Here is a 20,425-nt window from a genome sequence, read left to right as displayed (position 1 = left end):
AGATGGCACACAAGAAGGGCGCATCGTCCACCCGGAACGGTCGCGACTCCAACGCCCAGCGGCTCGGCGTCAAGCGCTTCGGCGGCCAGGTCGTGAACGCCGGTGAGATCATCGTCCGCCAGCGCGGCACCCACTTCCACCCCGGCGCGGGCGTCGGCCGTGGCAAGGACGACACGCTGTTCGCCCTCGCCGCCGGTGCGGTCGAGTTCGGCAGCAGCCGTGGTCGCAAGGTCGTGAACATCGTCCCGGTCGCCTGATCGGCCGCGATACGACTTCACCGAGGGCGGACGCTGCTTCCCGGGCGGGAAGCAGGTCCGCCCTCGGTGCGTTGAACAACAAGACATCCCGTACGTACCAGGAGGAACATCCGCATGACCACCTTCGTGGACCGCGTCGAGCTGCACGTCGCCGCGGGTAACGGAGGCCATGGCTGCGCCTCCGTGCACCGGGAGAAGTTCAAGCCGCTGGGCGGCCCGGACGGCGGCAACGGCGGCCGTGGCGGTGACGTGACGCTGGTCGTCGACCAGTCGGTCACCACGCTCATCGACTACCACCACCACCCGCACCGCAAGGCCACCAACGGCAAGCCCGGCGAGGGCGGCAACCGTTCCGGCAAGGAGGGCACGGACCTGGTCCTGCTCGTGCCGGACGGCACCGTGGTCATGGACAAGCGCGGCAACGTGCTCGCGGACCTCGTCGGCCACGGCACCACCTTCGTCGCCGGCCAGGGCGGCCGCGGCGGCCTCGGCAACGCGGCGCTGGCCTCCGCGCGCCGCAAGGCGCCGGGCTTCGCGCTGCTGGGCGAGCCGGGCCAGAGCCGGGACCTCGTCCTGGAGCTGAAGACGGTCGCCGACGTGGCGCTGGTCGGCTACCCGAGCGCGGGCAAGTCCTCGCTCATCTCCGTGCTCTCGGCCGCCAAGCCGAAGATCGCGGACTACCCCTTCACCACCCTCGTCCCCAACCTCGGTGTGGTCACGGCCGGTTCGACGGTCTTCACCGTCGCCGACGTCCCCGGGCTGATCCCGGGCGCCAGTGAGGGACGGGGCCTGGGACTGGAGTTCCTGCGGCACGTGGAGCGCTGCAGCGTCCTGGTGCACGTCCTGGACACCGCCACCCTGGAGTCCGAGCGCGACCCGCTGAGCGACCTGGACGTCATCGAGGCGGAACTGCGGGCGTACGGGGGTCTCGAGGGCCGTCCGCGGGTGGTCGTCCTCAACAAGGTCGACATCCCCGACGGCCAGGACCTCGCCGACATGGTCCGCCCCGACCTGGAGGCGCGCGGCTACCGGGTCTTCGAGGTGTCCGCGGTGGCCCACAAGGGCCTCAACGAGCTGGCGTACGCCCTCGCCGGCATCGTGGCCGAGGCCCGCGCCGCCCAGCCGGTCCAGGAGGCCACCCGCATCGTCATCCGGCCCAAGGCCGTGGACGACTCCGGCTTCACCGTCACCGCCGAGGACGGCTTCTACCGCGTCCGCGGTGAGAAGCCCGAACGCTGGGTGCGCCAGACCGACTTCGCCAACGACGAGGCCGTCGGCTACCTCGCCGACCGGCTCGCCCGCCTCGGCGTCGAGGAGCAACTGGTCAAGGCCGGCGCCCGCGAGGGCGACGAGGTCGTCATCGGTGACGAGGACGACGCCGTGGTCTTCGACTGGGAGCCGACGGTGGCGGCCGGCGCGGAGATGCTGGGACGCCGCGGTGAGGACCACCGCTTCGACGCGCCCCGCCCCGCCGCCCAGCGCCGCAAGGACCGCGACGCCGAGCGGGACGAGGCACAGGAGCAGTTCGAGGGCTTCGACCCCTTCGAGTCCTGAGCCGCGGCCGGATGTGACGAGGGCCGGTTCCCCCGCGGTCAGCGGGGGAACCGGCCCTCGTCGTCGTGCCGTTCGTTCAGCTCACGGAGGCGCGGAGCGCCGGGTCCTGGGTGTCCTCGCTGTCCTCGGCCTGCTCCTGCTCCTGGACCTCCGCCTGGAGCTGCGCCATGACGCCCTCGAAGTCGCGGGTGGAGAGCAGCAGCTTGTAGATGATGGCGAGTTCGAAGGTCAGCAGCAGCACGGCCGCGCCGATCGTGACACCGACGATGGCACCGGTGAGCGGGGCGATGATGAAGACCGCCATCTGGAACTCGATGCCGCTGATCAGGTGCGGCCGTACGCGGTGCTTGACCAGGAAGTCGCGGAACTTCTCGTAGGGGCCGAAGCGCTTCTTGAAGGTCTGCTGGAGGTCGATGACCCGCTGCGGGCCGTCCTCCTCCTCGGACGCCGGGGCGTCCTCGGCCGCGTCGGTCCCGTCGTCCGTCGTGGCCGTCACGTCCGCCGCGGAGGCGCCGGGGCCGTTCCACTGGGCGGGGACGGACCGCGGGCCGGGCTCGACGGAGCCGAGCACCTTGGCCGCGGCCTGGGCGTCCGCGTCGGCCTGCGTCTCGTCGTCCTCGGCCCGCTCGCGCAGCAGGTCCTCCATGAAGGCGGTCGGCTTGGCCGCCTCGACCTGCTGCAGGCGCTTGCGGATCTTCTTGCGCATCCCGGCCCGCACCTTGAAGATCTGCAGCGCGTCGAGGTAGCGCAGGGCGTCGAGGAAGATCACCGCGAGGGCGAGCCACATGTAGACCGGCTTGTCGGTGCGGTAGAACTGGCCGCCCATCAGGGCCGCGGCGCAGCACACCACGCGGATGCGGTCGAAGATGTAGTCGAGCCAGCCGCCGAACTCCGATCCCTGGCCGGTGAGCCGGGCCAGCTTCCCGTCCATGCAGTCGAGGATGAAGCTGAAGTGGTACAGCACGGCGCCGACGATCAGCCACTTCCAGTCGGCCATCGCGAAGCACGCTGCCGCGCCGAGGCCGAGGAACAGCGCGCCCCAGGTGATCTGGTTGGGGGTGACGCGGGTCCACCTGGCCGTCCAGCGCACCAGCGGGGTCGCCACCGGATCGACGAGGAAGACGGTCCACCAGGCGTCCCGCTTCTTCTCGGTGAGGCGCCGTACTTCCGCGAGCGGCGGTATTTCCATGGACCAGGAACCTTTCGGGGCGAGAAGGGACGCCGGACCGGCTTCCGGTCCGGCGTGGGCGGGAGGGTGGCGCGGCCGTCACGGACGGCTCCCGCATCCACCGCACCTACGACACCCGGCGACTCACAATGGTTGCACGGGTTAATGGCGAGTAAACAAAAAGTTGTCGAATGGTGTCTCGGGGCCCGGTGGCGTGATCCGGGTCACCCGGCGCGCGGGCACGCAAAAGGAGGAGGCCTCCGGCGGGAACGGAACGTTCCCGCCGGAGGCCTCCTCCGTCGTCCTGTGCGCCGCTGTCAGACGGCTCCGGCGCGCTGCCGGGGGAGCGCCTGGGGGGCGGCTCCCGCCGCCTTGGCCCGCCGTTCGTCGACGCGGGCCGCGAGGGCGTGCACGGCCTCCTGGAAGCGTTCCGCGGAAGTCGGCTCGGCCGGGCCCAGCAGGTGCACCCGCAGTTCCTCGCGGGCCGTCGCCAGGGTGTCGTCCTGACTGCCGCGGGCGACGCCCAGCAGTTCGTCGAGGCCCTTGGCGGTCGGGGTCAGCACGGTGCCGGCGCGGACGGTGGGGAACGTCTCGCGGAAGGCCCCCTCGGCCAGGTCCGTGGTGTTGGTGACCGCGTAGGGCTTGCCGCTCACGATGAACTCGGAGATGACGCTGGAGACGTCCGTGATCAGCACGTCCGAGTGGTTGAAGCAGGAGTAGAGGCCGGGCCTCTCCCCGGTGAGCACCTGGTGCTCGGTGGCGGGCAGCGCCGTCCAGTAGACGGCCTCCCACTCCTCGGTCGCGCGCCGCGTCGCCTCGGCGACGGTGACGTCCCCGGACACGCCCTTGTCGGCCATCCGCTCCAGGTCGTCCGCGGACATCAGCGTCCAGGCGGCGGTGAGCCGGTCCAGCTCGCGCTCGGTCCGCTCCAGCACCTCGCGCTGCGCGGGCGTCGCGACGGACTGCCGGCCGGCGGCGCGGGCCTCCTCGATGAGCTGGGTGATGCGGTGGTTGGCCGCACCGGCACGGGGGTCGACGGAGCCGGTCAGCGGGTGCGGGCGGTAGAGCAGCCGCACCCCGGGGTCGGCGAGCAGCCGGCGGACGATCGTCTCGCCCGCCAGGACGATGGAGGTGTTGCCCGGGTCGTCGGTCCACCCTTCCCAGGTGGGCGCGTACAGCACGGTGACCGGGGACCCGGCCGGAACCGGACCGGAGCCGCGCTCCACGCCGGCCAGCTGGGGGCGGCCGACCTCCACGACGTCGTCGTCGGCCACGCCGACCGAGGCGAGGGCGTAGCGCTCGCGGGCGGCGGGGCCCGCCACCCAGACCTCGTCGTAGGCCTTCGCGTACGGGTTGCAGCTGGACAGCTTGTCGCTCTCGCCGTGGTTGACGAAGGTGTGCATGATCGACGGGATGCGCAGCACCTGGGAGGTCTTCGGCGCGTTGGCCGGGTGCAGCAGCACCTTGAGGCTGGAGTCGCCGAGGCGCATGAGGTCGGCGACCCTCGGCAGGCACACGATGGGCAGGTCGGTGGCGCCGATGCGCGGCACCATCGCCCGCTCACGCAGCACGATCACGGGCCGGCCCTCGAGCTTCTCCAGCGCGGACAGCCACATGTTCGCCTGGTACGCGGAGCTGCGGCCGCCGGAGAAGTACATGCCGACGGTCGGCCGGTAGTCGCGCAGCCACGCGTCGAACCACTCCATGACCTCCTCCTGCCGCGGGGCGCGGCGCCCGGGCAGGAAGGCGAGCGCGAGCACCGCGAGGGCGGCGAGCGACAGGACGGCGGCGAGGCCGACCCCGGCGAGTGCCCAGCCGGTGGGCCCGCCCGCCGCGGTGAGCGAGAGCCCCGCGACGGCGGGGAGCTCGGCCAGCAGCAGCCGCAGCCCCGGCCGGCGGGTGATCACGGCCGGGGGAGCGGAGGGAAGCCTGAGGCCGGAGGTGTCGATGTTCCGGGTGACGACCGGCAGCTTGCGCGCGCGCTGCACCAGGATGGTGCCGGCCTGCAGGGCGACGTGCCCGCCGTGCACGACGAGCAGGCCGCCGAGGCAGACCAGCCAGAACCCGGTCGACGGCCCGACCTCCAGGCGCAGCAGGCCGGTCACCAGCAGCAGGTCGCGCAGCGCCTGCCGGGTGACCGCTTCCGCGTGGAGCTGGCCGAGGATCCTGGGCGGGGGCGTCTTGCCGGCGTGCATGACGAGATCGGCCGCGTAGCCGAGCGCCGCCGCACCGACGAGAAGTGCCATGCCGGGGAGCGCCACCCCCACGATCTGGGCGATCAACGCGCAGGCCTGCAGCAGCAGCAACGCGAAGTGGAATGTCTCCGGCCTGGTCCCAAAGGTGCGTTTCACAGCGGGCAACCTACCATCCAAAACCGTGGGGGCACTTGGCTCGAACGGGCGTCCAAACTCCCTGCACAGCAAGCCTGGTGGTCAGGAAGCGGAAGGCCGAGCGCCGGCTCTCCCGTGTGAGATGTCACAGGCGGATCTTCCTCTGGGCTGCTCGGGCGGCGCACGCGCGGCCCGAGGGCTTCGAACGCAAGGTCCCATGGTACGCGCGTTCCCGGTGCGGGCCTGCGGGTCCTTGGTCCCGTCGCCGCGGTCCCTCCGGCCCGTCCGCTGGGTGGAAGCCGGCGGCACCGGACCGCCCCTCTGCCGTAGATTGCGAAGCCGGGAGAGGAAAGGGACGGACGTGGCGAGCGCGAGGCAGGACGTGGCGGAGGCCCGGCGGGTCGTGGTCAAGGTCGGGTCGAGTTCGCTGACGACCGCGGCCGGCGGCCTGGACGCGGACCGGGTGGACGCCCTCGTGGACGTGCTGGCCAAGGCGCGCGGCAGCCAGGACGGCCCGGCGCAGGAGGGCACGGCCGCCAGGGAGGTCGTCCTGGTCTCCTCCGGTGCCATCGCCGCGGGCCTGGCGCCGCTCGGGCTCACCCGGCGGCCGCGGGACCTGGCCCGGCAGCAGGCCGCCGCCAGCGTCGGCCAGGGCCTGCTCGTCGCCCGCTACACGGCCTCCTTCGCCCGGTACGGCGTACGGGTCGGCCAGGTGCTCCTCACTTCCGACGACATGAGCCGCCGGGCGCACTACCGCAACGCCTACCGGACGCTGGACCAGCTGCTCGCGATGGGCGCCCTGCCGGTCGTCAACGAGAACGACACGGTGGCCACCGACGAGATCCGCTTCGGCGACAACGACCGCCTCGCCGCCCTCGTCGCCCACCTCGTCCGGGGCGATCTGCTCGTCCTGCTCTCCGACGTCGACGGCCTCTACGACGGCGACCCCGCGCTCCCGGGCACCTCGCGCATCGAGGAGGTCCACGGGCCGCAGGACCTGGAGGGCGTCTCCATCGGCAGCGCGGGCAAGGCCGGCGTCGGCACCGGGGGCATGGTCACCAAGGTCGAGGCCGCCCGGATCGCCGCCGGCGCCGGCGTCCCGGTCGTGCTGACCTCCGCCTCGCAGGCCGCGGACGCCCTGGCCGGACGGCGTACGGGCACCCTCTTCCACGCCACGGGAAAGCGCTCCGCCGACCGGCTGCTGTGGCTGGCCCACGCCTCCACCCCGCTCGGCGCGCTCGTCCTGGACGACGGCGCCGTGCAGGCGGTCGTCAAGCGCCGCACCTCGCTGCTGCCGGCCGGCATCGCGGCGGTCGAGGGCGACTTCACCGCCGGCGACCCGGTCGAACTGCGCGACACCTCCGGCCACGCCGTCGCGCGCGGCCTGGTGAACTTCGACGCCAGGGAACTGCCGCGGCTGCTCGGGCGCTCGACCCGTGAACTGGCACGGGAACTGGGCCCCGCCTACGAGCGCGAGGTCGTGCACCGGGACGACCTCGTACTGCTGCACCACTGAGGCGGACCTCCTTCGTGGTTACTTCGTGAAAACCGCCCCGCGGCCGCTTCCGGGCTGCTGGACTTTGTGGGCGGAGCACGGAATCCGGCCAGGGACGCGACGACAGGGACGACAGGGAGGCGACCGGTGAGACGAGGGCGCCCGGGGGCATCGTCGTCCCGAGGGACGGCGGAGCGGACACTGGTGAGCGTGACGAGCGACGACACCGCCCCGCCCGTGACGCGGGAGCGCCCCGTGTCCCGGCTCTGGCACGTGACGCTCAGCGTCTCCGGGCCCGAGGCCCCGCTCGCCGAGGTGCGGCGCGCGCTGGAACAGCTCGCGAACGACCACCCCTTCCTGCTCACCAGCAGGTACGCGGCCGACCACGCCGAGATCCGGTACTGGGAGGAGGCCCGCGACCTGCACGACGCCGCCGCCATCGCGCTGCGCCTGTGGGGCGAGCACCGCTCCTCCGCCAACCTGCCGCCGTGGGAGACCGTGGGCCTGGAGGTCATCGACCGCGACACCTACCACCAGCGCCTCGCGGAGGGCTACGGGCCGCCGCCGGCGGCGCCCGTCGGGGTGCACCCCTACTGACCCGCGGCGGCCCTGCGGCCGTGCTCCGCACGGGTCTCACCCGCTGGAAAGCCGCCCCGTCACGTGGCGCCCACGCCGTACCCTGGCCGCTATGAGCAGCCGCAGCCACAGCAACGACGACCTCGCCGCCTCCCTGCCCTCGCCGTGGCCGAAGAGCCCGGTGCTGCAGGCCGCCTACCGCGCCCGTGCGGCCGCCGACGACCTCGCCCCGCTGCCGCGCTCGGTGAAGGACGACGCGCTGCTCGCGGTCGCCGACGCCCTGGTCGTCCGCACCCGGGAGATCGTCGAGGCCAACGCCGAGGACGTCGCCCGCGCCCGCGAGGGCGGGACCGGCGAGGCGATCGTGGACCGGCTGACCCTGACCCCCGAGCGCGTCCGGGCCATCGCCTCCGACGTGCGGGACGTGGCCGGACTGCCCGACCCGGTCGGCGAGGTGGTGCGCGGCTCGACGCTGCCCAACGGGCTGGACCTGCGTCAGATCCGGGTGCCGCTGGGCGTGGTCGGCATCATCTACGAGGCCCGGCCCAACGTCACCGTGGACGCGGCCTCGCTGTGCCTGAAGTCCGGCAACGCGGTCCTGCTGCGCGGCTCCTCCTCCGCCCACCACTCCAACTCCGCGCTGGTGACGGTGGTGCGCGACGCGGTCGGCGGTGCCGGACTGCCCGCCGACGCCGTGCAGTTGGTGCCGGGGGAGAGCCGCGAGTCGGTGCGCGAACTGATGCGCGCCCGCGGCATGGTCGACGTGCTCATCCCGCGCGGCGGCGCCTCCCTCATCAAGACGGTGGTCGAGGAGTCGATCGTCCCGGTGATCGAGACCGGCACCGGCAACTGCCACGTGTACGTGGACGCGCAGGCCGACCTCGACGTCGCCGTCTCGGTCCTGCTCAACTCCAAGGCGCAGCGCCCGAGCGTGTGCAACGCCGCCGAGACCCTGCTGGTGCACCGGGACATCGCCGCCGACTTCCTGCCGCGGGCCCTGGACGCGCTGGCGGAGGCCGGGGTCACCGTGCACGCCGACGAACGGGTGCGGGAACTGGCCGCGAAGAGCGGCACCTCGGCCACCGTCGTCCCGGCCACCGCGGAGGACTGGGAGACCGAGTACCTCAGCCATGACATCGCCGCCGCCGTGGTGGACTCGCTGGACGCGGCCGTGCAGCACATCCGGTTGTGGTCCTCCGGGCACACCGAGGCCATCGTCACCACCTCGCAGCCCGCGGCCCGGCGGTTCACCCAGTTGGTGGATTCCGCCGCGGTCGCCGTCAACGCCTCGACCCGGTTCACCGACGGCGGCCAGTTCGGCTTCGGCGCGGAGATCGGCATCTCCACCCAGAAGCTGCACGCCCGCGGCCCGATGGGCCTGCCGGAGCTGACCTCCACCAAGTACGTCTTCACCGGGGACGGGCACGTGCGCGGCTGAAACGCCGCGCGCCTGACGGACGGACTTCACGAGCGGCCTGCCCAATCCGCGTCATCGGCCCTATTCTGGACGGGTGCCGGACGAACTGGGGGGCAAGCCGTTCCCGGACGGCGAGGACCACGGTGGCGCGGATGACGAATTCGCGTCCGTGGTGCTCGACGAGGCCTTCATACGGGCGGCGGCCTTCCACGAACCCAGCGCCCACGAGCGCATGCTCGCCGCCGCCACGGCCCAGGCCGAGGCCGAGGCGTCCCGCCCGCGCGTCCTGGGCGGGGAGGACGGCTCCGCTCCGTACGAGGAGAAGGACGCCGCGCGCTCCGACGAGGACGAGGAGTACGAGGACCTCTACTCCCAGCGCAGCCCCTACCGGGGGCACGGGCGCTGGCACCGGACCGTGGCGTGGGTGCTCGCCGTGGTGATGGGCATCGGCGTGGTGGCACTGACGTTCGCGGCGGTCTACCGGGGCGCCGGGGGCGCCCGCCAGCCCTCCGTCCCGCCCTCCCCGACGGGCCGGATCGGAGCCCCCTCGCTCCCCCCGGTGGCGGTCAGCCACAGCCCCTGAGCACCGCCCGAACTTGTCTCGTACCAGGACGTTTTAAAGGGCCCTGACAGACCTACGCTTGTTGTATGAGCGGGCCTGGTGACCCACCGGAGGGGAACCCCGAGGGCTCCCCCGGCGGAGGCGAGGACGAGTACCGATCCGTCGTCTTCGACGAATCGTTCGTGCGCGCTGCCCGGATACAGGAGTTCTCCGCGCGTGAGCGGCTGGACGGCTCGGCCCGCTCGGTACGCACCCGCCGCCCCTGGGCCCGCGGCGGCGCCCCGCGGCAGGCCCTGGTCCTCGTCCTGCTGATCGCGGTGGCCTTCGGCACCGCCGTCTACCTGGGCATACGCAACCCCTACGACGCACCCGCCCCTCCCGTGGCGGAGCCGCTGCGGATCACCCTGCTGCCGCTCGTCCCCACGGCCGCGGTGGCCGCCGTGGACCGCTCCCGGCCCTTCGCCGGGCAGCGCGCCGAGCACTACCGGGCCGGCGGCAAGGGTTACGCGCTGCCGCCGGCGCGCCGTACCGCGCACTTCAGCGAGAGCCAGGTGATGCAGGCCCTGGTCTCCGCGAAGGAGTACCTGGTCGCCTCCTCCGCCGACCCCGGCGCCCTGACCGGCGGGGACGTCCGTGCGGTGCGCCTCATGCTCGACCCCGGCCAGCTCGACCAGTTCGACCGCAGCCTGGAACGTCCGGCGGACGACGGGCGCCACGCGGCGACCGGCTGGCTGGTGCGCTTCGACCCCACGCGCGTCGCCCTCGCCGACGACGAGGTCAAGGTGCGCGGCACCATGAGCGTGGCCGAGGCGGGGGAGGAGACCCTGGAGGTCGTCACCGACCACACCCTGGTCTACGCCGTGCGGGCCGCCACCGGGGGCAGCGGCCAGGCCTCGCTGTTCACCGTGCGGCGCGAGCTGCGGCTGCGCTTCGACCGCGCGGACCTGCGCGACCGGCACGTGGAACTGCTGCAGGCCGCCGTCGAGGCCGGGCCGCTGTCCTGCGCGGGCGCCCCCGTGGCGCACTTCCTGCCGCTGCTGGCCGGGCAGCGGCCGCCGGCGCAGCCCGGCGTGGACCCCCACGACCGGCGCCACGCGATCAGTTCGGTGTGCGGGGTGCTCGCCCCGGCCCCGGCGGCCGGACCGGGGATCAGCCCTCCGACGGCGGGTCCTGCGCGTCCTTCGGCGGGCGGCCCGACGGGCCGGAGTCCGGGCCCGGCGTCCCGGTGAAGCGGTCGCGCAGCCGGCCGCCGATGTCGCCGGCCCCCGAGCCGAGGTCGGACAGCAGCTTCATCAGCGGGTCCTTGCTCGTCCTCACCGTGTCGGCGTAGTGGCTCGCGGATTCCCTGAACGAGTCGTAGACCGAGGTGTCCTTGTCCTCGCTGCGCCGCGGGTAGTGGCCGTCCATGATGCGCTGGTAGTCGCGGCTCGCGGCCCACTTCTTCAGCTCCGCGGCCCGCACCGTGGTGAACGGGTGGCTGCGCGGCAGGACGTTGAGGATCTTCAGGACGGAGTCGCGCAGGTCGCCGGACTCCTCGTACTCCTCGGCCTGCTTCAGGAACGCGTCCACGTTCATTTCGTGCAGGTGGTTGCCCCCGGCGATCTTCATCAGACCCCGCATCGAGGCCTGCAGATCCTGGCCGACCAGGAGCCCGGCCCGGTCGGCGGACAGCTCCGACTTGCGGAACCACTCGCGCAGCGCGGTGACGATCGCCATGATCGCGAGGTTGCCCAGCGGTATCCACGCGACCCGCAGCGCCAGGTTGGTCAGGAAGAGCAGGATCGTGCGGTAGACGGAGTGGCCCGACAGCGCGTGGCCGACCTCGTGGCCCACGACGGCCCGCATCTCCTCCTCGTCCAGCAGCTCCACCAGCCCGGTGGTGACGACGATGATCGGCTCGTCCAGGCCGATGCACATCGCGTTGGGCTGCGGGTCCTGGGTGACGTACATCGGCGGGACCTTGGGCAGGTCGAGGATGTAGCAGGCGTCCCGCAGCATGTCGTTGAGGTGCGCGAACTGCTGGTCGCCGACGCGCACCGAGTCCGAGAGGAACAGCAGCCGCAGGGAGCGCTCCGGCAGCAGCCCGCTGAGCGCCTTGAAGACGGTGTCGAAGCCGCTCAGCTTGCGCAGCGCGACCAGGGCCGAGCGGTCGGCCGGGTGTTCGTAGGCGCGCGAGGAGATGCCCTCGAAGCGTCGCCGGTTGCGTCCGGGCAGCTTCCCTCCGCTCGCGCCGCCGTTCGCACCGCTCGAATCGTTCGGACCGGACATATGTCCTCGCCCCCCTGCTCGCCCGTCGGGTACGTAGTGAGGACGCGTGGAGCCACCGCGAAGTTCCACCCGCACCGCCCGTACGATGTTGCCGAGCCTTCCGCCCGTCGACAGACCCGAAGCCACCAGGGGAACGCCGAGATGACCTCCTACGCGACCGCCGCCGTCCTGACCACGCTCGCCGAGGGCGAGGGTGGCGGCAACCACGAGAGCCTGAGCCCGTACCTCACGGGCGGCGGCGCGCTGTTCGCGCTGCTGCTCCTGCTCTTCATCACCACGCGCTTCAACCGCGACCGCTGAGCCCGACGAGGTGATGCGGGTAGGGTCTATCCGCATGAAGAAGCGAATCGGTGTGATGGGTGGGACGTTCGATCCCGTCCACCACGGCCACCTCGTGGCGGCCAGCGAGGTGGCGCACCTTTTCCAGCTGGACGAGGTCGTCTTCGTGCCCACCGGCCAGCCCTGGCAGAAGAGCGACCAGAAGGTGTCCGCGGCCGAGGACCGCTACCTGATGACGGTGATCGCCACCGCGTCGAACCCGCAGTTCTCGGTCAGCCGCAGCGACATCGAACGCGGTGGCCGCACGTACACCATCGACACGCTCCGCGACCTGCGGGCCGAGCACCCCGAGGCGGAGCTGTTCTTCATCACCGGGGCGGACGCGCTGGCCCAGATCTTCTCCTGGCGCAAGGCCGAGGAGCTGTTCTCGCTGGCGCACTTCATCGGTGTCACCCGCCCCGGGCACACGCTGTCCGACCCCGGCTTCCCGGCCGGCGGGGTCTCCCTCGTGGAGGTGCCCGCCCTGGCGATCTCCTCCACCGACTGCCGGCAGCGGGTGGCCAAGGGGGAGCCGGTCTGGTACCTCGTGCCCGACGGCGTCGTGCGCTACATCGACAAACGCAGGCTGTACCGGTAAGTGATCAGCGGCTGATCGGCAACTGGAGGGGTCCCCAGTGAACGACTACCCCCGATGGCAATACGCCGAGGGAACACCCGAGCAGGGCGGTCAGGACCCTTACGGAGAGGACCCCTACGCACAGCAGCGGGCCGACTACGCAAACGGTTACGGCGAGGAGTACGGGCAGTACGACCCGTACGCCCAGCAGACCGGCCAGCAGCAGGCCTACCAGGGGCAGCAGGGACAGCAGGGCTACTCCGGGCAGCAGCAGTACGGGCAGCGGCCGCAGCACCCCCAGCAGCAGCCGCAGCACCCCCAGCAGCAGCCGCAGCACCCCCAGCAGTCCCAACAGCAGCCGCAGCACCCCCAGCAGACGCAGCAGTACCAGGGGTGGATCCCGCAGCAGCCGCAGTACCAGGAGCCGTACTACCCGCAGGAGCAGCAGCAGTACGGGCAGCAGCCCCCGGCGCCGGCGCCCCCGCAGACGCCCCCGCAGGCCCCTCCCGCCCAGCGGCAGCCCGGATACGAGGAGCAGCAGCCTGCGGCCCGGCCCGCCGCGGGCCGCGACCCCTCCGGCGAAGCCGACTTCCACACCGGCCAGTTCTCCTTCGTCGACGAGGAGACCGAGGAGTCGGAAGAGGTCATCGACTGGCTGAAGTTCACCGAGTCCCGCACCGAGCGCCGCGAGGAGGCCAGGCGCCGCGGCCGCAACCGCGTGGTCGCCGCCGTCGTGGTCCTGGCGCTGGCCGCCGTCGGCGGCGTCGGCTACCTGTGGAAGGCCGGCAAGATCCCCGGCCTCGGCGGGGACACGGGGACCGCGCAGCAGGCCGCGGGCGGCCAGAAGCGCGACGTGATCGTGCTGCACCTGCGCCCGGTCGGCAGCGAGGAGACCTCCACCGCGCTGCTGGTCAGCAACTCGACCACCAAGAAGGGCACCACCGTCCTGCTGCCGAACTCGCTCGCCGTAGGCAGCGACGACGGGGGCAGCACCACGCTCGGCAAGTCCGTCGTGGAGGGCGGTTCCGCCCCCACGCGCGAGGCGCTGGAAGGCCTGCTCGGCACGAAGATCAGCGGCACCTGGCGGCTGGACACCCCGTACCTGGACAACCTCGTCGAGTCCCTCGGCGGCATCCTGGTCGACACCGACGTCACGGTGAAGGCCGGCAAGAAGAAGGGCGACAAGACCCTCGTCAAGCCCGGCAAGCAGCAGGAGCTGGGCGGCCAGGCCGCCGTCGCGTACGCCGTCCACCGGGAACCGGGCGAGGGGCCCGACAAGCAGCTCGCCCGCTTCGGCCAGGTCGTGCAGGCCATGCTGAAGAAGATGTACAGCGACCCCGACCTGGCGACCAAGACCGTCGAGGGGCTCAACCAGGTCATCGAGCCCCCGCTGACCGAGAAGGACCTCGGCAGCAGCCTCGCGGCGCTGTCGGAGGAGGCCAAGGGCGGCGACTACACCACCGAGACGCTGCCCGTGGAGCCGGACGGCACGCTGAGCGAGAAGTCCACCGAGGACGTCGTCAAGAAGGTGCTCGGCGGCACCGTCACCAACACCGACTCCGACGGCATCCCCCGGGTCACCCTGCGCAACGCCACCGGCGTGGCCACCAACACCGGCGAGGCCCAGGTCCAGATCGTCGGCGGCGGCTACACCTTCGTCTCGGGCGCCTCCGCGGGTACCCAGGCGACCTCGCAGGTCCTGTACGCCGACGCCGCCAAGAAGGCGGACGCGGAGGAGCTGGCCAAGACGCTGGGCCTGCCCGCCAAGGCCGCCAAGAAGGGCGAGGTGGCCTCCAACGCCGACATCACGGTCGTCCTGGGGCAGGACTACAGCCCGCCGGAGAAGAGCTGACCGGGGCGGCGCACGACCGGTCGGGGACCGAGGACGGTCCGTGAGACCCTGGACGTACGACGTCCCCGACCGGAAAGCCGCACCTGTGACCGCCACGGACCGCTCCATCGAGCTCATCAAGACCGCCGCCCAGGCGGCCGCCGACAAGCTCGCGCACGACATCATCGCCTACGACGTCAGCGACGTCCTCTCCATCACCGACGCGTTCCTCTTGGCCTCCGCGCCGAACGACCGCCAGGTGAAGGCCATCGTCGACGCGGTCGAGGAGCGGCTGCAGGAGGAGCTCGGCGTCAAGCCGGTGCGCCGAGAGGGCGAGCGCGACGGTCGCTGGGTCCTGCTCGACTACATCGACATCGTGGTGCACGTCCAGCACTCGGAGGAGCGGGTCTTCTACGCGCTGGAGCGGCTCTGGAAGGACTGCCCCGAGCTCGAGCTCCCCAAGGACGCCGTCGCCACCCGCGGCAAGGCCGAGGAGCACGCCCGCGCCACCGCGGCCGCCGACGAGGACGGAGACCTGATCTGAACGGGCACGCGCGCGGCCGCGGCCGCCGTGTCGTCTTCTGGCGGCACGGGCAGACCTCGTGGAACGTCGAGGGCCGTTTCCAGGGCTCCACGGACATCCCGCTGACGTCCACCGGCGTCGCCCAGGCCAAGCGGGCCGCACGGCTGCTGGCCGCGCTGCAGCCGGACGCGATCGTCTCCTCCGACCTGCAGCGCGCCGCGGACACGGCCGCCGAGCTGGCCGCCCTCACGGGCCTGGACATCTCGTACGACGAGGGGCTGCGGGAGACCTACGCGGGCGTCTGGCAGGGCCTGACCCACGAGGAGATCACCGAGCGGCACGGCGACGAGTACGCCGCTTGGAAGCGCGGCGAGCCCGTGCGCCGCGGCGGCGGCGAGCTGGAGACCGAGGTGGCGGAACGGGCCGCCCCGGTGGTGCTCGCGGCGGCCGACAAGCTGCCCGACGGCGGTGTGCTGGTGGTCGTCAGCCACGGCGGCGCCATCCGCACCACCATCGGCCGGCTGCTCGGGCTGGACCCGCGCAGCTGGGAGGCGCTCGGCGGGCTGTCCAACACCTGCTGGTCGGTCCTCGGCGAGGGCGCCCGCGGCTGGCGGCTGCTGGAGCACAACGCCGGGACGCTGCCCGAGCCGGTGCTCGGCGACGACGACTGACGGGCGCGGCCGACGGGTCCGTCGGGCGGGGCGGGGCCGGGCCGGAGCCGATTTCAGGAATCCGGCCCCGACCGGCTAAGCTTCTTCTCGTTCGCCGGGCCGAAAGCCCGAGGACAGCGGGGCTATAGCTCAGTTGGTAGAGCGCTTGCATGGCATGCAAGAGGTCCGGGGTTCGAATCCCCGTAGCTCCACAGCGGCACCGGATCCCGTCTCCCCTCAGGGGAGGCGGGATCCTCGCGTTTCACCCGGTCCGTCCGGGCGCCGGTTCGCGGCGAGCGCCGTCGAGCGACGCCGCGGTCCCGGCCCGGTGCCGCGCGGTGGACGGCAGCACGAAACCGCCCTCCCGGCCGCGCTGTTCGGTGGCGCTCAGCCCCACCCGGCCGCGGGGACGCCGCGCCGGGCCCGCAGGGCGACGGCGGCCGACAGGCACAGGAAGGCGGCACCGACGGCCGGGTAGACCGCGGAGAGGGCCATCTGCCCGGCGGACTGGTGGAGTTCGGGCCGCGAGACGCCGTCGCCGTGCGGGGTGAGCCAGAGCGCGTACGAGCAGAAGACCAGGGCGGACACGGCGGCGCAGGCCCACCAGCGTGCGGGGCGGCTCCGCCGTGCGGCCTCGGCGGCCAGGAGGACGACCAGGGGGACCGCCCACACCCAGTGGTGCGACCAGGAGACGGGACTGACCAGCAGTGCCGTGACGGCGCACGACAGGACCGCCCAGGCGGTCTCCCCGGCCGCCAGGTGGGCCGCGGCGACGGCCAGGCCCGCGGCGGCCACCAGGACGGCCACGAGGAGCCACCAGGCGCCGGGGTCACCGGTGTGCAGCGCACGGGCCAGGACGCCGCGCAGCGACTGGTTGGCGGTGTCCTCGCCGTGGCCGGCCCGGTCGGCGGAGACCACGACCTCCGTCCAGAAGCGCCGGGAGTCCCGCGGCAGGACGAGCGCGGAGAGCCCCGCGGTCGCGGCGAAGGTGACGGACGCCACGACCGCCGCCCGCAGCCACGCGTTCCAGCGCTCGCGCCGGCGCCGGGCGAGCACCGCCCCGCCGACCGCGAGGAAGGCCACGAACAGCAGCGGCGTCAGCTTGATCCCGGCCGCGATGCCGATGCCGATGCCGGCGACGATGCCCGCCCCCGCTCCCGCCCCCGCTCTCGCGCCCCGGGCCGGGCCCGCGTCCCGGATCCTCGTGAGGTCCCCCAGGACGAGCACCGCGAGCAGCAGGTTGATCTGCCCGTACCTCGACGTCGTCCAGACCGGCTCGCACCACACCGCGCCCGCCGCGACGCCCAGCGCGGCCGCCGCCGGGGGCAGCCGCCGCGGCAACCCCGCCAGCCGGAGCGACAGGTGGCACAGGACGACCAGCAGGCCCAGGTTGGCCGCGGTCGCCGCGATCCGCGCGGCACCCGGCCCGAGCAGCGTCAGGGACGTGAAGAGCAGGGCCGCGAAGGGCGGATAGGTGTTGGGCAACTGCGCGTGGGTGACCCGCATCGCGTACAGGTCGTCCCCGTTGCGCACCGACCAGCCCTCGGCCCGGTAGACGGTGAGGTCGATCATCGAGACGTGGGCGGCGCGTTGGGCCGCCCAGAACGCCGCGAAGGACACCAGGCACACCAGCGCCGCGACCAGGGTGGCCCGCGGGACCCGGGGGCCGGGCGCCACGGTGTCGGCGATCGGCTGCGTCGCGGTCACTGCGGCCTTCTCCAGGTTCGTCCGGGGAGCGGGTCAGCCGACAGTACCGGGTGCCCTGCCCAGGGGCCAGGAATGGATTTGGCGAACCGGCCCCGGGGCCGTGTAATGTATCCCAGGTCGCCGGGGGAACCCGGAGGAACGGCACCGCGGGGCTATAGCTCAGTTGGTAGAGCGCTTGCATGGCATGCAAGAGGTCCGGGGTTCGAATCCCCGTAGCTCCACTTCCGCAGTGCGATGAGAGCCCGTCCGATCGGACGGGCTCTTCGCGTTGGCCGCCCGTGTGCGGCGGCTCCCCACCGCCTTCGGCGCACGCCGCGTGGCCCCGACGTGACAGGGGCCCGGCACCGAAGAGGTGCCGGGCCCCTGTGCCGTGCGGCCGCGGTCAGCGGCGGCCGCCCTCGTCCATGCGCAGCGCCAGCGCGGGGCAGCGGGCCACCGCGCGCTGCGCCGCCGCGTCCAGGTGCGGCGGTACGGGCGTGCCCGCGATGTCGGGGTAGCCGTCCCGGTCCAGCCGTACGATCTCGGGCAGCACGCCGGCGCACAGGCCGTGGCCCTTGCACAGCGTCCAGTCGACGTTCAGCCGCTTGTTGCTGGTCGCCGCGGCCGCCGAACCCGCGGAGCCGCCGCGCGGCGCGGGCGGGTCGGACTTCAGCAGCGGCAGCACACCCACCGTGGGGCGGCCGCAGCCGCCGCCGAGGACGTGGGCGGCCAGGTCGTCGGTGAAGGCGTTGATGGTGGACATCACGAAGCGCATCGAGCCGTCGGGGTGCTTGCACACCCCGCGTCCCTTCACCGCGACCGCGGTCTGCCGCAGTTGCTCCAGCGCGGCCTGCCCGCCGCCGTTGAGCACGTCCTGCAGCAGCCCGGCCATCCGGGGCAGCCCGAGGCGGCACGGCCCGCACTGCCCGGCCGTCTCCGCGGCCAGCCACTGCGCGACCCGCAGCGACTCGCCCAGCGGGCACAGGCCGGGGTCGAGGGGGAGCAGGGCACCCGCGCCGAGGGTGGCCTTGTGGGCCTCCAGGCTCTCGCGGGCGATGGTCACCATCGAGGCGACGCTGGGGTCGATCCAGTTGCCGTGGTAGCCGCCGACGAGCACGCCCTGCCCGGGGTTCCCGCCGCACATCTGCAGGATGTACGACATCGGCACGCCCGTCGGGGTCTCCACGACGGTCTGCCGGGGCACCGAGCCGGAGACGGTCAGCATGGCGGTGCCGGGCTCGCCCGGGGCGCCCGCGGAGCCGAAGCGGATCGCTCCCATGCGGGCGCCGATGGCCAGTTGGGTGAAGGTCTCGGTGTTCGAGAAGAGCGTCGGCATCCCGCCGAGGCCGGACTCGCTCGCGCTCACCTTCTTGCCGGGCGGCAGGGGCAGCCCGCCGTTGGCCGCCGAGATGATGCCCGAGGACTCGCCCGACACGAAGCGCTCCGGCATTCGCACGATCCGGGCCCTGAGCTGGCGGCCGCGCTTGCTGCCGAGGCCGCGCTCGGCCAGGGCGTCGCGCACGGACTGCTCGTTGGTGTCGCGGGTGACGCTGATGACCAGTTCGCGGGCGCCGAGGACCTCGGCGCACAGCAGGGCCCCGTCCAGCATCAGGTGCGGGGCGCGGCGCAGGATGACCGCGTCCTTGCGGCAGGCCGGTTCGCCCTCGCAGCCGTTGACCATCACGGCGGTCGGGGTGCCGCGGCGGCGCGCCGCCTCACCGACGGCCTTGAGCTTCTTGTAGAAGGGGAAGCCCGCGCCGCCCCGGCCGCGCAGGCCCATCAGCTCGGCGAGGTCGAGCAGTTCGCCCTCGGTCATGGTCGGCATGGAGCCGTGCACGTTCAGGTGGGTCACCCGGTCCAGGCGCTCCACCTCGTCGAAACCCGCGGTGATCCGGGGCAGCCCGACGGTCCGTACGTCGGGCAGCACATCACCCGCCCCCGAGCGAGGGGCGGGTGACCGGTCCGGTATGGCGGGAACGCTCATCGTTGTCCTTCATAGGGTCCGGGCGTGGACTGCTGCCAGGCGATCGGCTGGAGCCGGTCGGCCCCGAGCGGGTCCGCGTCCTGTGCGCCGCCCGGCATCGGCGTGCCCCATGCGGGGGTGCCGTCCCAGCCGGTCTGCTGGGGTTGCTGCTGGTACGGCACCTGGGGTTGCTGCGGGTACGTCGCCTGGGGTTGGGCGGGTACCTGCGGCATCTGCATCGTGGCGGCCGCGGGATCCATGCCGAGGGTACGGTCCGGGGCCGGGGGAGGGACAGCCGTGTACTGCTGGGCGGTGGGGAAGTTGGGCAGCGGCGGCAGCGGTTCGCTGTAGGCGCTCGCCAGGCTGGGCCCGGTCTCCTCGCGCGGCACGGCACGCCGGCGGCCGCCCGAGCCGCCCCGGGACGCGGCCCGTTCGCCGCCGAGCTTGCGGAAGGAGGCGGAGCGCTCACGGGTCTCGGGGAAGAGCGCCTCGCCGCGCGTCCTGCGGAGCCGGTAGATGAGGCCGATGGCGACGCCCACCAGGCAGATCCCGTAGGCCACGACGATCCACGACTTGGCGGAACGGCCGGACTGCAGGCCGTGGATGAGCGCCATGCACCACGACGCGTACGCGGTGCTGTGCAGGATGCGCCACCGCACCGGGTGCCGGTTGGCGGCGAAGACGCTGCGCATGGCGCCCGTGGCGGCGGCGAGGATCATCAGGTAGGCGGCGAGCACGCCGAGGGCGATCAGCCCGTCCCGGCCGGTCACGCCGAGGGGGAGGAAGGCGCCGGCGGTGGTGACCCGTACCTCGACGACCTTCGTCGTCACGTGCAGGATCAGGAACCCGATCGCGGCGACGCCGAGACCGCGGTGGATGCCCTGGGTGAGCAGGCGTTCGCGGGGCCCGAGGAAGAAGGTGTCGGTGGACACCAGGCCCCAGATGACGGTGCAGCTCAGGGAGACGAGGGTGAGGACGCCGGCGCCGAAGTCCAGGAACGCCCGCAGGTACGGACCCGCGGTGACGGCGAGGACGAGCAGGGCGGCGGCGGTGCCGGCGATCGCCCAGGCGCGGGGCGACCGTGCGGCGCGAAGGGCCCCGGACAGGATGTCGCTCGCCGGTATCGGGGGGGTCCGGCGACCGTCCGGGGACTGTCGGTTGGTGCGCATGCGGCAGACGCTAACCCGTACGGGTGGCCGGAACGATCGTCTTTCGACAACCCGGGATGAGGATCATTACGAACTGCTAAC

18 protein-coding genes and 2 tRNA genes are annotated in these 20,425 nt (G+C 73.0%); 14 read left to right on the top strand and 6 right to left on the bottom strand.

From position 1 onward, the window contains the following. Positions 1-2 precede the first annotated feature (2 nt). Complete coding sequence (rpmA, locus tag ACZ7MY_RS02575; RefSeq protein WP_499598926.1) at positions 3-257, top strand: 50S ribosomal protein L27; 255 nt, start codon at positions 3-5, stop codon at positions 255-257. A gap of 114 nt (positions 258-371) precedes the next feature. Beyond that, a complete protein-coding gene (gene obgE, locus ACZ7MY_RS02570) occupies positions 372-1,811 on the top strand; it encodes a GTPase ObgE (RefSeq protein ID WP_499598925.1) in 1,440 nt (479 codons plus the stop codon). A gap of 76 nt (positions 1,812-1,887) precedes the next feature. On the opposite strand, the gene ACZ7MY_RS02565 is transcribed toward obgE, so the two are convergent. Together ACZ7MY_RS02565 and ACZ7MY_RS02560 are read right to left on the bottom strand one after the other, a co-directional pair. Continuing rightward, complete coding sequence (locus tag ACZ7MY_RS02565; protein WP_499598924.1) at positions 1,888-3,000, bottom strand: CDP-alcohol phosphatidyltransferase family protein; 1,113 nt, start codon at positions 2,998-3,000, stop codon at positions 1,888-1,890. A gap of 296 nt (positions 3,001-3,296) precedes the next feature. Then, on the bottom strand, positions 3,297-5,330 hold the full coding sequence (locus ACZ7MY_RS02560; RefSeq protein ID WP_499598923.1) for a hypothetical protein: 2,034 nt from the start codon (positions 5,328-5,330) through the stop codon (positions 3,297-3,299). A gap of 340 nt (positions 5,331-5,670) precedes the next feature. Here ACZ7MY_RS02560 and proB point away from each other — a divergent pair, with 340 nt between their 5' ends. From proB to ACZ7MY_RS02535, 5 genes are all read left to right on the top strand, one after another. Beyond that, positions 5,671-6,825 carry a glutamate 5-kinase gene (proB, locus tag ACZ7MY_RS02555; protein WP_499598921.1) on the top strand — a complete coding sequence of 385 codons (1,155 nt, stop codon included), beginning with the start codon at positions 5,671-5,673 and terminating at the stop codon, positions 6,823-6,825. Between the two features lie 126 nt (positions 6,826-6,951). Then, positions 6,952-7,401 (top strand): DUF8830 family protein, encoded by a 450-nt coding sequence (locus ACZ7MY_RS02550; protein WP_499598920.1) that lies wholly within the window; start codon positions 6,952-6,954, stop codon positions 7,399-7,401. A gap of 91 nt (positions 7,402-7,492) precedes the next feature. Further along, positions 7,493-8,818 carry a glutamate-5-semialdehyde dehydrogenase gene (locus ACZ7MY_RS02545; protein ID WP_499598919.1) on the top strand — a complete coding sequence of 442 codons (1,326 nt, stop codon included), beginning with the start codon at positions 7,493-7,495 and terminating at the stop codon, positions 8,816-8,818. Between the two features lie 73 nt (positions 8,819-8,891). Further along, on the top strand, positions 8,892-9,380 hold the full coding sequence (locus ACZ7MY_RS02540) for an SCO2584 family spore wall biosynthesis protein (RefSeq protein ID WP_499598918.1): 489 nt from the start codon (positions 8,892-8,894) through the stop codon (positions 9,378-9,380). Positions 9,381-9,445: 65 nt separating this feature from the next. After that, positions 9,446-10,588: an SCO2583 family membrane protein gene (locus tag ACZ7MY_RS02535; RefSeq protein ID WP_499598916.1), complete on the top strand. Its 1,143-nt coding sequence runs from the start codon at positions 9,446-9,448 to the stop codon at positions 10,586-10,588. On the opposite strand, the gene ACZ7MY_RS02530 is transcribed toward ACZ7MY_RS02535, so the two are convergent. Continuing rightward, positions 10,509-11,627 carry a M48 family metallopeptidase gene (locus tag ACZ7MY_RS02530; protein WP_499598914.1) on the bottom strand — a complete coding sequence of 373 codons (1,119 nt, stop codon included), beginning with the start codon at positions 11,625-11,627 and terminating at the stop codon, positions 10,509-10,511. The genes ACZ7MY_RS02535 and ACZ7MY_RS02530 overlap by 80 nt on opposite strands. A gap of 141 nt (positions 11,628-11,768) precedes the next feature. Between ACZ7MY_RS02530 and ACZ7MY_RS02525 the strand changes: the two genes are divergently transcribed. The 6 genes from ACZ7MY_RS02525 (at position 11,769) to ACZ7MY_RS02500 (ending at position 15,738) form a co-directional block, all read left to right on the top strand. After that, positions 11,769-11,927, top strand: a complete 159-nt coding sequence (locus ACZ7MY_RS02525) for a hypothetical protein (RefSeq protein ID WP_018556595.1) — start codon at positions 11,769-11,771, stop codon at positions 11,925-11,927. A 34-nt stretch (positions 11,928-11,961) separates the two neighbouring features. Continuing rightward, the gene (gene nadD, locus ACZ7MY_RS02520; RefSeq protein WP_499598912.1) at positions 11,962-12,543 is read left to right on the top strand and encodes a nicotinate-nucleotide adenylyltransferase; all 582 of its coding nucleotides are present in this window, start codon (positions 11,962-11,964) and stop codon (positions 12,541-12,543) included. A 37-nt stretch (positions 12,544-12,580) separates the two neighbouring features. Then, a complete protein-coding gene (locus tag ACZ7MY_RS02515) occupies positions 12,581-14,374 on the top strand; it encodes an LCP family protein (protein WP_499598910.1) in 1,794 nt (597 codons plus the stop codon). Positions 14,375-14,459: 85 nt separating this feature from the next. Then, positions 14,460-14,897, top strand: coding sequence for a ribosome silencing factor (gene rsfS, locus ACZ7MY_RS02510; RefSeq protein WP_499599349.1), 438 nt, complete (start codon positions 14,460-14,462; stop codon positions 14,895-14,897). Then, positions 14,894-15,547 carry a histidine phosphatase family protein gene (locus ACZ7MY_RS02505; protein WP_499599347.1) on the top strand — a complete coding sequence of 218 codons (654 nt, stop codon included), beginning with the start codon at positions 14,894-14,896 and terminating at the stop codon, positions 15,545-15,547. Before rsfS ends, ACZ7MY_RS02505 begins: the two co-directional genes overlap by 4 nt. Positions 15,548-15,665: 118 nt before the next feature. After that, positions 15,666-15,738: transfer RNA gene (locus ACZ7MY_RS02500), tRNA-Ala, on the top strand. A gap of 175 nt (positions 15,739-15,913) precedes the next feature. Here the strand turns inward: ACZ7MY_RS02500 and ACZ7MY_RS02495 are convergent. Further along, positions 15,914-17,233, bottom strand: a complete 1,320-nt coding sequence (locus ACZ7MY_RS02495; RefSeq protein ID WP_499598909.1) for a glycosyltransferase 87 family protein — start codon at positions 17,231-17,233, stop codon at positions 15,914-15,916. A 148-nt stretch (positions 17,234-17,381) separates the two neighbouring features. Here ACZ7MY_RS02495 and ACZ7MY_RS02490 point away from each other — a divergent pair. Beyond that, positions 17,382-17,454, top strand: a tRNA-Ala gene (locus ACZ7MY_RS02490). Positions 17,455-17,615: 161 nt separating this feature from the next. Here ACZ7MY_RS02490 and ACZ7MY_RS02485 read toward each other — a convergent pair. Next, on the bottom strand, positions 17,616-19,196 hold the full coding sequence (locus ACZ7MY_RS02485) for an NADH-ubiquinone oxidoreductase-F iron-sulfur binding region domain-containing protein (RefSeq protein ID WP_499598907.1): 1,581 nt from the start codon (positions 19,194-19,196) through the stop codon (positions 17,616-17,618). After that, positions 19,193-20,344, bottom strand: a complete 1,152-nt coding sequence (locus ACZ7MY_RS02480; protein WP_499598906.1) for a hypothetical protein — start codon at positions 20,342-20,344, stop codon at positions 19,193-19,195. Before ACZ7MY_RS02480 ends, ACZ7MY_RS02485 begins: the two co-directional genes overlap by 4 nt. Positions 20,345-20,425: the final 81 nt, after the last annotated feature.

The sequence above is a fragment of the Streptomyces sp. NPDC111520 genome (genome assembly GCF_055635295.1).
Note: the sequence above shows the minus strand (reverse complement) of the source record. Positions and strands in the feature narration are given on the sequence as shown.